We start from the raw sequence: 12,125 nt of genomic DNA on the forward strand, positions 1-12,125 counted from the left end.
ATCCGGTTGGGGCGGTTCTCCTGGTTGGTCTTGGAGTACATCCGGGTGTACCACTCGTGCTGGTTCGAGCCGCCCTTGCCCATCGTGTAGACGTAGCCCGAGCCCTCCAGCTTGGAGAACTCCAGGGCGTCGGGGCGCATCCAGTACTCCGCGGTCAGCACGCCGGTGTTGTCGACCTCGAAGGCCTTGTTGTCGGAGAACTGGGCGTACTGGCCGTTGCCGTTGAAGGCCAGGGCGGGGTCGCCGTTGGGCAGCTTGGTCGCGGTCGAGCCGCCGACCACGGTGCCGTTGGCGGTCTTGCCGGTCACGTCGTTGAGACCCTGCAGGAACGCCGACGGGCTGTCCTTCAGAACCGCGGCGGCGTACGCCGAGTTCGTGGGCGACGCGCTCGTGGCCGCGGAGGCGCCGACGGCCGGGACCAGCACCGAGGTACTGGCGACCGCGGCGACGAGAGCGAGCTTGAGGGTGGTGCGCATGGAGGAGTCCTTCGTGGTGGGGGCTTCGAACCCGGTCAACTGATCGGCAGGTGTTCTGCCGCCCTGAGCGGGCGGTCGGGGTCGGCTCAGCGGAACGCGGCCGTCCGGGCGCTGGCGGAGATGCAACCGGCGGAGCGGCCGACCTGCCGCAGCCGGCGGAGGTCGCCGGCGCCGAAGCGGTGGTTCGCCGGCCCGACGACCGGGTACATCACCTGGTTGCGCCGGCCGACGTGGTCCAGGCCCATCACGTGCCCGATCTCGTGCAGGTAGACCTGGCCCCACGAGGTGGCGCCCGAGCGCGGGAAGCCGTGCCGCAGCCGAGCGGTCCGGTCCAGCGCGATCCGCCCCTGGACGTTCTCGTGGACCCCCGTGCCGAGCTTCGCGTACGACGAGCTGGCGAGCCCGGCGACCGGACCGCGCAGCCCCGGGACCTGCCGCGGCGTGGCCCAGGAGACGAGGATGTCGGCGCGCCGGTCCTGGGTGCCGCGGAACGCGATCCCGTTCGACGTGCCCCGGTAGACGAAGCGGATCCCGGTGGCCGCGCCCACCTGCTCGAAGGCGCGCCGGACGTCGCCGACGGAACCGGCGTACCCGCCGCGCGGGTTCACCCGGTAGGTGATCGGCTGGCAGGGGTTCCAGCGCGCCCCGAAGAGCCCGGATCCGCCCGCGTGCGCCGCGGCGGCGGTGCCGGCAGCCGCAGCAGGACCGGCGTAGACCGGGTCGGGAGCGGCGTCGTGGACCTCCGGCGCTGCCTCGGCCGCGGTGCTGCCGAGTCCGGCCGTCAGCAGGACGGCAGCGACAGCGGGGAGCAGGGGGCGTGCGAGCTTCATGGTTCCTCGGTCCTCACGGGGGCGTCGGGCGACCGGGAGGTCCGGCCGTCCTCCGAGGAAACGGCAGGACGGGTACTGCTCAGCGCGATCGCGGCGCCCTGCGTAGGGGGCGTGCCCCCGGCCACCGGGGGCGCGGTCGCCGGGTTGAGTGCCGCACGGACACCGCTGAGTGGCCCGGGTCAGACCGCGGTGGTGCCCTCCGGGTCCCACTCGCCGGCCAGATCGGCCCTGCTCGCCAGGCCCAGCTTCCGCAGCGTGCGGTACATGTGGTTCTCGACCGTGCGCACGCTCAGGTACAGCCGGTTCGCGATCTCCCGGTTGCTCAGCCCGGAGCGGGCGAGCAGCGCCACCTCGAGCTCGCGCTCGCTCAGCGACGAGGCCTCGTCGGTGACGAGTCCGACCGCCGACGCCTCGGCCGCGATCGCCGGGCCCCAGCGCTCCAGCAGCTCGCTCCGGCTGAGCGGTTCCAGCCCGGCGGCCGCCCGGCGCTCGGCGACGACCTCCAGTGCACGGCCGATCAGCCACCGCCCGAGGACCGGACCGGTCCGCACGAGCGCGTCGAGGACCTGGTCGGCGTCTCCGTCGACCAGGTCGGTGTGGAGGTCGACGATCGGGGCGAACAGCGGGATCGGCGCTCCTTCCCACGCCGCCTTCAGCTCGGCGAGCTCCTCGGACGTGCACGGCTCGGCCCGCAGCAGCCAGCAGAGCACGGCCGATCCCGCGAAGCCGAGGTCGCGACGCCGGATCCCGGCGTCCCAGAGCAGCTGGACCCCCTCCTGGGTCCGCCCCTGGGCGCGGAGCAGCTCCGCCTCGGCCCACGGCGCCATCGCGTCGAGCACCAGCGGGAAGACCTGCGGCAGCCCCTTGAGCTGGTTGATCAGCCCGAAGGCGAGGTTGACGTCACCCTGCCGGGCCCGGAGCACCGCCGCCATCGACAGGATCCGTTGGTAGTACGAGACGTTGACCGGCCCCGGCGGGCCGAGCCGCAGCACCGTGCTGAGCACCTGCCAGGCGCCGTCGACGTCGCCGAGGAACATCAGCGCGGTCGCCACCCCCCGCGAGTGCATCCGGATCCCGAGCGGGTCCAGCCGGTCGTAGGCGGCGGTCAGGCACTCCTGCGAGTACGCCAGCGCCTCCTCCACCTGACCGTCGAGCAGCAGCGCGTCGGCGCGCATCGTCCGGAGCTGGTCGGTCACCGAGCCGGCGTCCTGGTCGAGGTCCAGGTCCCACTCGTGCAGGATCTGCAGCACCTCGCCGGGGCGTCCGGTCTCCATCAGCAGCCCGCCGAGCAGGAGGACGTACCAGACGTTCTCGCGGGCCGGCTCCAACGGGAAGTCGGCCGCGGCCGCCATCAGCTCCGCCGGCCCGCGGCGGGCGCACTCGAAGGCGAGCACCTGGGCACGCAGCAGCGCGGCGTACGGCCCGGCCCGGTCGCGGAAGGCTTCCAGGATCGCCACCCCGGCGTCGATGTCCGACTCCCGGAAGGCGACCCAGCGGGCCTGCTTCACCACGAACTCGACCGTCGCGAAGAGATCCTCGTCCTCGTCGAGGGGGGTGCCGGCGAAGATCGCGTCCACCTCCTCGGTCGGCGGCGCGCTGTTCATCAGCGACTCCAGCAGCGGAGAGGCGGTGGCGACGCTCGGCGACGTGCGCCAGGCGTCCCGGCGCAGCACCGTCTGCGCGGCGAGCCGCTGGGCGACCACCGGGATCGGCTCGTCCACGGGGTCCTGCTGCGGCTCGCCGTCGGCCCAGAAGTGCGGGTGCGTCCCGGCCCACCACTGCGGCAGCTGCGGTGTCGCGGGCCCCTCGAACGTCGCGCTGAACTGCTCCATCAGCTCCTCGCGGCGCACCACGTTCATCCCGGTGCGCACCGCGTGCGCCAGACACGGCGGCGCGACCGCGGCGAGCACGGTCTGCCCGCCCCGGGTCCGGAAGGTGACCACCCGCTCGAGCGTCATCAGCCGCTGCATCAGCCTGCTCCCGGCGAGCCGGCGCGCGTGCGCGAGCTCCAGCGGGCCGAACCAGGCGAGCGCCTCCAGGGCCGCGACCTCCTCGGGCTCCAGCTCGGCGCAGAAGGTGTCGGCGATCAGGCTGTGCGGCACGTCCTCGAGCGGCGACACCTCGGTCCAGACGCCGTCGACCCGGGTGGCCGCGCCGGACCACACGGCAGCGTCGGCGAGCGACAGCACCGCCCGGGCGTTGCCGCCGGACCAGGCGGTCAGGGACGCGATCAGCGAGATGTCGACGGCACCGTCGAGGTGGTCCTCGAGGATCGCGGCCGCGCCGCGCAGCCCGATCGTCTCCACCGGGACGCGCGCCAGCGGCTGGCCACCGACCTCCAGCCCCCGCCAGGGGCCGTTGGGGACACCGAGCCGGACCGAGCAGAGCAGCCCGCAGCCGGACATCTCGACCAGGCTCTCGATCACGGCCAGCGAGGCCAGGTCCACCAGGTCGACGTCGTCGATCACCAGCAGGTTGCGGCGGCCGCGGAGCTCCTCGAGGAAGTGGTCGCGCACCTCACCGACCGAGACCCGGTCGCCGGAACGCGGCGCCACCCGGAGCGGGTGCAGCGCGAACGCGGCGAGCGGGGTGTCCCGGGTGGCGGCGGCACCGCGCAGGGTGAGCACGTGCACGCCGCGGCTCGCCGCCCGGCGGCCCAGCTCGGCCAGCACCGTCGAACGGCCGCAGCCGACGTCGCCGGTGACGAGCACACCGACATCGGCCTCCAGCCACTTCTCGGCCGCTGCCAGGCACTGCGGGTGCTCCACCCTCACCCGGACAGCGTCGCCGCTGCGCGGGTGAGGCCGCAAGGGCTCCCCGGGAGAGTCAGCCCTCCTGCTCGGCCTTCAGACGCAGCGCGATGTCGATGAGCTGGTCCTCCTGGCCACCGATCAGCTTGCGCTTGCCGGCCTCGGCAAGGATCCGTGCGCCGGAGACGCCGTAGCGCTCCGCGGCGTTGCCCGCGTGCTTGAGGAAGGACGAGTAGACGCCGGCGTAGCCCATCATCATCGTCATCCGGTCCAGGCGGCACTCCTCCGGCATCGCCGGGCGGACCACGTCCTCGGAGGCGTCGATGATCTTCATGAAGTCCACGCCGGTCTTCCAGCCGAGCTTGTCGCAGATGCCGACGAAGGCGTCCAGCGGCGTGTTGCCGGCGCCGGCGCCGAAGCGGCGTACCGAGCCGTCGATCTGGGTCGCGCCCGCGCGGACCGCCATCACGGTGTTGCCGGCGCCGAGGTCGAGGTTCTCGTGGCCGTGGAAGCCGACGGTGGCCTCGTGGCCGATCTCGGCGACGACGGCGGCGACCCGGTCGGAGACGCCCTCCAGGATCAGCGCGCCGGCCGAGTCGACGACGTACACGCACTGGCAGCCGGAGTCGACCATGATGCGGGCCTGCTTCGCGAGCACCTCGGGAGGCTGGGTGTGGCTCATCATCAGGAAGCCGACGGTCTCCAGGCCGCGCTCGCGGGCCAGCCGGAAGTGCTGCTCGGAGACGTCCGCCTCGGTGCAGTGCGTCGCGATCCGGCAGATCGAACCGCCGTTGTCCTGCGCCATCAGGATGTCGTCCTTGGTGCCCACGCCCGGGAGCATCAGGAAGGCGATCTTGGCGTTCTTCGCGGTCTCGGCCGCGATCTTGATCAGCTCCTGCTCCGGGGTGGCGGAGAAGCCGTAGTTGAAGCTCGACCCGCCCAGGCCGTCACCGTGGGTGACCTCGAGGACCGGGACCCCCGCCTCGTCGAGGGCGGCGATGATCGAGCGCACCTCCTCGCGGCTGAACTGGTGCCGCTTGTGGTGCGAGCCGTCGCGCAGGCAGGTGTCGGTGAGCCGGATGTCCAGGTCGGACGTCGGGTCGGTGTCCCGCCAGGCGCGGGTCAGGGCGTTGGGGCCAGCTGCCCCTGAAATGGTGCTCCCAGCGATGCTCATGTCAGTTACCGCCCTTCGCGGCCAGGATCGCCCGGGCCATACCTTCGCCGGCGCGGGTCGCGGCGGCGGTCATGATGTCGAGGTTGCCCGAGTACGGCGGCAGGAAGTCGCCCGCGCCCTCGACCTCGATGAAGATCGAGACCTTCGTCGCGCCGCGGGTCGCCTCGCTCGGGTCGTCGAACTGCGGCTCCTGGAGCAGCCGGTAGCCCGGGACGTAGTCCTGGACCGCGGCCACCATCCGGTGCACCGACTCAGAGATGGCGTCCCGGCCCGACTGACCGATGTCCGGGCCGACCGCGCAGAAGATCGTGTCGCGCATGATCATCGGCGGCTCGGCCGGGTTCAGGATGATGATCGCCTTGCCCTGCTGGGCACCGCCGATCGTCTCCACGCCCTTGGCCGTGGTCCGGGTGAACTCGTCGATGTTCTGCCGCGTGCCCGGGCCGGCGCTCAGCGAGGCCACCGAGGCGACGATCTCGGCGTACGAGACCGGGGTGACGCGGGAGACCGCGGCCACCATCGGGATGGTCGCCTGGCCGCCGCAGGTGATCATGTTGACGTTCTCGGCGGTCGCGTGCTCGTCGCCGTTCACCGCCGGGATGCAGGCGGGCCCGACCGCGGCCGGGGTGAGGTCGACGGCCTTGATGCCGGCCTCGGCGTAGCGCGGGGCGTACTCGCGGTGCACGTAGGCGCTGGTCGCCTCGAAGATGAAGTCCGGCAGCTCGTCCTGCTTGAGCAGCCAGTCGACGCCCTCGGCGCTCGCGACCAGGCCCTCGTTCGCGGCCCGCTCCAGGCCCGGGCTGGCCGGGTCCACGCCGATCATCCAGCGCGGCTCGATGACGTCGCTGCGCATCAGCTTGTACATCAGGTCGGTGCCGATGTTGCCGGGGCCGACGATCGCGGCGGTCAGCTTCTTGGTCATGGTGCTCCTACTCCTCGAAAACAACGGCCAGCGGGGCGAACCCGCTGATGGATGCCACGACCCGGTCCCCCGGGGCGAACGGCACGAACGGGCCCAGGGCCCCGGACAGGATCAGCTGGCCCGCGCGGAGCGGGTCGCCGAAGCGGGCGGACTGGACGGCGAGCCAGCGCAGCGCCTCGAGCGGGTCGCCCAGGCAGGCGGCGCCGTTGCCGGAGGAGCGGACCTCGTCGTTGATGCTCAGCTCCATGACCACGCCGACCGGCTCGCAGCCCGCGAGTCCGGGGCCGGCCAGCGGCTGCGCGTCGGTGCCGATCACGAAGAGCCCGCTGGAGGCGTTGTCGGCCACGGTGTCGGTGAACTCGATGTTCCAGTCGGCGATCCGGGAGTCGACGATCTCGAGCGCCGGGAGCGCCACCTCGACGGCGTCGCGGACCAGCTCGAGGGTGATCTCGTCCTCCGGGACGTCGATGTCCTTGCCGAGCCGGAAGGCGACCTCGGCCTCGACGCGGGGCTGCACCAGGGTGGCCATCGAGATCGGGCGTCCGTCGGCGGCGGCGCCGTAGGAGACGTCCATGTCGTCGAGCAGGTAGCCGAAGTCGGGCTGGTCCACGCCCAGCTGGTCCTGCACGGCCTTCGACGTGGCCCCGATCTTGCGCCCGACGACGGTCGCCCCGCCGGCGATCCGGGCCTGCACGAGGCCCTGCTGCACGGCGTACGCTGCGGGCAGGTCGTCGGTGCCGATCAGGTCCCGGACCGGAGCGCACGGCACCCGGGTCGACTGGGCCTGGGCGAGCCGGTCGACGGCAGCCGCGATGGCATCGTGTGTGTTCACGACACCCATACTAGAACCTGTTACAGTTTTGTGCCATGAAGGCCTCCTACGATGTGGTCGTGGTCGGCGCCGGTGGCGCCGGGATGACCGCCGCGCTCGCCGCCGCCCGCCAGGGCCTGGACACCGTCCTGATCGAGAAGTCCGCCTACTTCGGCGGCTCGACCGCACGTTCCGGCGGCGGCGTCTGGATCCCCGGCAACTACGCGATCAAGGCCGCCGGCCAGGTCGATCCCGGCGACGAGGCGGCCTCGAAGCTGTACCTCGACTCCATCGTCGGCGACGTGGTCCCCAAGGTCCGCCGCGACACCTACCTCGACCGCGGTCCCGAGGTGATGGAATTCCTCAAGGCGAACACGCCGGTGCGCTTCAAGTGGGTCCCCGAGTACGCCGACTACCTGCCCGAGGCCCCCGGTGGACGCCCGCGCGGCCGCACCGTCGAGCCGGTGCCGATCAACGCGAAGTTCCTCGGCGACGAGCTCGACCGGCTGCACCCGCCGTACGGCAAGGCGCCGGCCAACCTGATCATCACCCAGGCCGACTACCGCAAGATCAGCCTCGGCATGCGCACCATCAAGGGCCCGCTCACGCTGATCAAGGCCACCCTGATGCGGCTGCTCACGCTGCTGCTCGGCAAGAAGATGTACGCGATGGGCAACGCCATCGCGATCGGCCTGCGCCAGGGCCTGGTCGACGCCGGTGTCCCGGTCGAGTACGAGACCGAGCTCACCGACCTGGTGATCGAGAACGGCCGCGTCGTCGGCGTGAGAGTGCTCCAGAACGGCCAGGAGCAGGTCCTCCGCGCCACGAAGGGCGTCATCCTGGGCAGCGGCGGGTTCGAGAAGAACCTGGAGATGCGCGAGAAGTACCAGCCGCAGCCGACCTCGGTCGACTGGACCACCGGCGCGGCGACCAACGAGGGCGGCGGCATCCTCGCCGGCATCGCCGCCGGCGCCGAGACCGACCTGATGGACGACGCCTGGTGGGGCCCGACCATCCCGCTGCCGAACGGCCCGTGGTTCTGCCTGTCCGAGCGCAACCTGCCCGGCTCGATCATCGTGAACCAGGCCGGCAAGCGCTACATGAACGAGGCCCTCCCCTACGTCGAGGCCACCCACGAGATCTACAAGGGCGAGGCCACCGGCGTCACCCACGTCCCCTCCTGGATGATCATCGACCAGCGCTACCGCAACCGGTACCTGTTCGCCGGCCTCGGCCCGCGGCAGCCCTTCCCGGGCCGCTGGCTCAAGGAGGGCGTGATCCACAAGGCCGGCACCGTCGAGGAGCTGGCCGCCAAGATCGACGTCCCGGTCGAGGAACTGGCGGCGACGGTCGAGCGGTTCAACGGCTTCGCCGCGACCGGCGTCGACGAGGACTTCCACCGCGGCGAGAGCGCCTACGACAAGTACTACTCCGACCACACGGTGAAGCCGAACCCGTCGCTCGGCGCGATCGACCACGCGCCCTTCTACGCCGTGAAGATCGTCCCCGGCGACCTCGGCACCAAGGGCGGCCTGGTCACCGACGAGCGGGCCCGGGTGCTGCGCGCCGACGGCTCGGTCATCGAGGGCCTGTACGCCGCCGGCAACTGCTCGTCCGCCGTGATGGGCAACACCTACGCCGGTCCCGGCGCCACCATCGGCCCCGCCATCACCTTCGGGTACCTGGCCGCCGAGGACATCGCGAAGAACGCCGACGGAAAGGGCGCTGCCTGACATGCCGATCAACCCCGACATCGCCCTCGGCGCCGACCTCGGCGACGTGACGTTCAGCTGGACCGAGAGCGACGTGCTGCTCTACCACCTGGGCATCGGCGCCGGCTCCCGTCCGGGCGACAACCTCGACCCGGGCGCGCTGCGCTACACGCTGGACGACGCGAACCTCCAGGTGCTGCCGTCCTTCGGCATCGTGGTGCCGACGTTCCACGAGACCGACCCGCCGCCGCTGGACCTGCCGGGCTGCGAGCTGGACCTGGCGAACATCGTCCACGGCGCCCAGGAGATCCGGGTCACCGGCCCGCTCCCCACGGCCGGCACCGCGACGCTGTCGCGCCGGATCAGCGAGATCTGGGACAAGGGCAAGGCCGCCGTGATCTGGCAGGAGGGCACCGCCCGCGACGCCGAAGGCAACGAGCTGTGGACCGTGCGGTCCTCGATGTTCGTCAAGGGCGAGGGCGGCTGGGGCGGTGACCGCGGCGACGCGACGGCCGTCGAGGTGCCCGAGCGCAAGCCGGACGTCGACACGAGCTACGACGTCACCCCGCAGCAGGCGATGCTCTACCGGCTGTGCGGCGACCGGAACCCGCTGCACGCCGACCCCGCCTTCGCGCAGGGCGCCGGCTTCCCGGCCCCGATCCTGCACGGCCTCTGCTCCTACGGCATCGTGCTGCGCACGGTGACCGACGAGCTCCTCGGCGGCGACGCCGCCAAGGTCGGCGGCTTCAGCGCTCGGTTCGCCGGCGTCGTGTTCCCGGGCGAGACCATCCGGGTCCAGGCCTGGGACGAAGGCGGCAGCATCGTCGTCTCGGCCACGATCGCCTCTCCCCGCGCGGAGCGCGACGGCGCCCCGGTGCTCGCCGACTGCGTGCTCACCAAGGCCTGAGACCGCGCCTGACCGGGTCGTGTGCCTGAGGACGCGCTCTAGCGCGTCCTCAGGCTGCTGGTCCCGGTCGCCGTGAAGTAGACCGAGGCCTTGATCGCACCGGCCGGCACCGTCGACCCCGCGTAGGTCTTCGAGACCGATCCGCTGAGCACGAACGAGCCCTTGAGCGCGACGTGGGTGGCCGAGGCCGTGGCGGCGACGGCGGTGGTCCAGGTGCCGGCCGTGACCGTTCCCAGGCCGACCTCGTCGGCGGGCTGGCCGGCGGCGCCGGCGTACCCGGCGGTGAGGGTGCCGCTCACCTTGAGCGGGACCACGATCGTCCACACGCCGGTCGCCGTGACCTTGCCGGTGCCGACGACGGTCACCTTGCCGGCGGCGGTGACCTTCGCCGTCACCGTCGAGCCCACCAGCGGGGTCCGCCCGCTCCCGGCGACCCGCTCCAGCTTGCCGGTCAGCGTCACCGGGTTCCCGTAGCCGACGTCGGTCCGGTCGACCGCGGCTGTCAGGTCGGTCTCGGGGACCAGCACCGTCACGGTGCCCAGGTCGACCTTCGTCGCGACGTACCCGGGAGCGGCCGCGAGCTCGACGCTGAGCGTGCCGGTCGCCGTCGGCTTCACCGCCAGCGCGAAGCTGCCGTTCGCACCGACGACCGCGTTGCCGAGCACGGTCACCTTGGTGACCGTCCCGGAGACGCTGGTCAGCTTCACCGGGAGGCTCGCGCCGACGACCGGGACCTCGACCCCGCTCACGGTCCGGGTCAGCCGGCCGGTCACCGTGACCGGGTCGCCGTAGTACGTCGACGCCGTGTCCTTGGCCGCGGTCAGCACCGGGGCGCACACCCCGGGGGTGGCCACCCGGGTCACCGTCGGGGCCGCGGCGTACACGACGCTCGCGGCCGTCTTCGCGGTGTAGGTCGTCGCCACGCTGACCGACTGGTTCACCGTGCCGGTGCCCTCGCCGCCGGTGGTCACGGTGCCGGCCGAGGCCGCGGTGGTCGCCGTCGACGCCTGCTTCGTCAGCGGCACTGCGACCCCCTTGACCGCGAGACCGCTGGCGGTGTCGACCACCTTCGCCTGGACCGGGAACGACGCCGCGGTGCAGACCGACGGGGTCGCGCCGGTCTGGCCGGCCACGGTCAGCCCGACCGTGACCGGACGGGCGGTGCCGGTGGCGAAGGTGAGCGGGCTGCTCACCGTCTTGGTGGCTCCGCTGGAGTCGGTGATCACCGCGGTGACCGTGGTGGACCCGGTCGCGCTCGCGTTGCAGGTCACGGTCGACTGGACCTCACCCGGCGACGCGAACGTGCAGTCGGTCCGCTTCGAGGACCAGACGATCTTGGCGACGGTACGGCCGGTCGGCAGCGACGGCGTCACGGCGGCCTGGGTCGGCAGGCCGGGCACAGCCGGGTTGTTCACCGCGATGGTGGCCCCGAGGACGGTCGGCGCGCCGAGGCTGCCGCCGCCGCTGCCGTCGCCGCCGCCGAGGAGGAAGCGGGAGTCGGCGGCGTTCCAGTGCGAGGAGAGGTAGCCGCCCGGGTCCGGGTACGTCGAGAAGTAGTCGTCGTTGTTGCAGTCGAAGAAGAACTCCCGCTCGGTCGGGCAGACCTGCACCATCGCGTGGTTGCCGCCGTCGGCGTAGCACATCGTGTCCGACTCGTCCCAGCAGTGGCCGGCGTTCGTCGAGTGCGGCGCGGTGTTCTGCACGCCACCGAGGGTGTGCAGGATCTCGTGGGCCTCCACCGAGTGCTCGCTGGTGCCGTTGCCCAGGCCCCAGCAGCCGGCGTCGATGCGGGCGTACTGGGCGTAGGCGCCGTTGTTCGGGTTCGCCTGGGTGGCGCCGTCGTTGGTGTACATGCTGGCCACGCCGCAGAGCACGGTCGCGTCGGTCCACATCACGTACTTGCGGCCGGCCGCGGTGTAGCCGAGGGCCTGCACCGCCGCGACCGTCGAGGAGAACGAGGCCATCGAGCCGGCGGGCACGGTCACGTTCAGGATCGACGCGACGCAGCCGCCGCCCCCGGCCTCGGTCACGTACCGCAGGTGCCGCACGCCGCCGGTCAGCGCCGCCGACCGGTTCACGACGTCGTCGGCGCCGGCGGCCCAGCGCTGCAGGGACGCCTTCAGGTCGGCGTACCGATTGGTCTTGCCGGCCTCGACGACGTACATGCCCTGCAGCCGGTAGCCGGAGGTGCCGTCGCCGTCGCACGGGACGGTCGGGTCGGTGGCCGTGGTGGCGACCTGGGTCGCCGGCACGCCGAGCTCCTGCGCGGCCTGGTACGCCGCGACGCCGGCGCCGGGCCGGGCCCTCAGCTCGCCGGTCGAGGGCCGCGCGTGCACGTCGACGCCCGCGGGCGCCTCGTCGGAGTGCATGCAGGCGACGCTGTCCCCTACCCGGATCGGCCGCGCCTGCGCGCACGCGGCCTCGGCACGGCTCACCTGCGTCCAGGGTTGGGCCGTGGTCAGCGCGGCGGCGCCGAGGCTGATCACGAGGGCGATGAGCAAACGCCGGTCTACGTACCCGCGCAGGGTCATGGGCGTCACCTT

At 72.4% G+C, this 12,125-nt stretch carries 9 protein-coding genes; 2 read left to right on the top strand and 7 right to left on the bottom strand.

The window, feature by feature from the left end:
- The 6 genes from AB4Y76_RS12140 to AB4Y76_RS12165 form a co-directional block, all read right to left on the bottom strand.
- On the bottom strand, positions 1–476 hold a 476-nt coding region (locus AB4Y76_RS12140), incomplete at its 3' end, for a hypothetical protein (RefSeq protein WP_441925551.1).
- A gap of 86 nt (positions 477–562) precedes the next feature.
- Entirely contained in the window at positions 563–1,306 is a 744-nt protein-coding gene (locus AB4Y76_RS12145; protein ID WP_441925553.1) for a matrixin family metalloprotease, read from the bottom strand.
- A 179-nt stretch (positions 1,307–1,485) separates the two neighbouring features.
- Entirely contained in the window at positions 1,486–4,080 is a 2,595-nt protein-coding gene (locus AB4Y76_RS12150; RefSeq protein WP_441925555.1) for a LuxR C-terminal-related transcriptional regulator, read from the bottom strand.
- Positions 4,081–4,132: 52 nt separating this feature from the next.
- A complete protein-coding gene (dmpG, locus tag AB4Y76_RS12155; RefSeq protein WP_441925557.1) occupies positions 4,133–5,230 on the bottom strand; it encodes a 4-hydroxy-2-oxovalerate aldolase in 1,098 nt (365 codons plus the stop codon).
- A gap of 1 nt (position 5,231) precedes the next feature.
- Entirely contained in the window at positions 5,232–6,152 is a 921-nt protein-coding gene (locus tag AB4Y76_RS12160) for an acetaldehyde dehydrogenase (acetylating) (protein ID WP_441925559.1), read from the bottom strand.
- Positions 6,153–6,159: 7 nt separating this feature from the next.
- Complete coding sequence (locus tag AB4Y76_RS12165; RefSeq protein WP_441925561.1) at positions 6,160–6,984, bottom strand: 2-keto-4-pentenoate hydratase; 825 nt, start codon at positions 6,982–6,984, stop codon at positions 6,160–6,162.
- Between the two features lie 35 nt (positions 6,985–7,019).
- Between AB4Y76_RS12165 and kstD the strand changes: the two genes are divergently transcribed.
- Both kstD and AB4Y76_RS12175 read left to right on the top strand, forming a co-directional pair.
- Positions 7,020–8,696: a 3-oxosteroid 1-dehydrogenase gene (gene kstD, locus AB4Y76_RS12170; RefSeq protein ID WP_441925563.1), complete on the top strand. Its 1,677-nt coding sequence runs from the start codon at positions 7,020–7,022 to the stop codon at positions 8,694–8,696.
- A gap of 1 nt (position 8,697) precedes the next feature.
- On the top strand, positions 8,698–9,582 hold the full coding sequence (locus tag AB4Y76_RS12175; RefSeq protein WP_441925565.1) for a MaoC/PaaZ C-terminal domain-containing protein: 885 nt from the start codon (positions 8,698–8,700) through the stop codon (positions 9,580–9,582).
- A gap of 38 nt (positions 9,583–9,620) precedes the next feature.
- Here AB4Y76_RS12175 and AB4Y76_RS12180 read toward each other — a convergent pair whose 3' ends face one another.
- A complete protein-coding gene (locus AB4Y76_RS12180) occupies positions 9,621–12,113 on the bottom strand; it encodes a hypothetical protein (RefSeq protein WP_441925567.1) in 2,493 nt (830 codons plus the stop codon).
- Positions 12,114–12,125 lie beyond the last annotated feature (12 nt).

The sequence above is a fragment of the Marmoricola sp. RAF53 genome (assembly GCF_052114005.1).
GTDB lineage: Bacteria > Actinomycetota > Actinomycetes > Propionibacteriales > Nocardioidaceae > Marmoricola.

Coding starts and splice junctions, on each gene's coding strand:
- AB4Y76_RS12145 (WP_441925553.1), bottom strand. CDS start 1,306: ATGAAGCTCGCACGCCCCCTGCTCCCCGCTGTCGCTGCCGTCCTGCTG.
- dmpG (WP_441925557.1), bottom strand. CDS start 5,230: ATGAGCATCGCTGGGAGCACCATTTCAGGGGCAGCTGGCCCCAACGCC.
- AB4Y76_RS12160 (WP_441925559.1), bottom strand. CDS start 6,152: ATGACCAAGAAGCTGACCGCCGCGATCGTCGGCCCCGGCAACATCGGC.
- kstD (WP_441925563.1), top strand. CDS start 7,020: ATGAAGGCCTCCTACGATGTGGTCGTGGTCGGCGCCGGTGGCGCCGGG.
- AB4Y76_RS12175 (WP_441925565.1), top strand. CDS start 8,698: ATGCCGATCAACCCCGACATCGCCCTCGGCGCCGACCTCGGCGACGTG.
- AB4Y76_RS12180 (WP_441925567.1), bottom strand. CDS start 12,113: ATGACCCTGCGCGGGTACGTAGACCGGCGTTTGCTCATCGCCCTCGTG.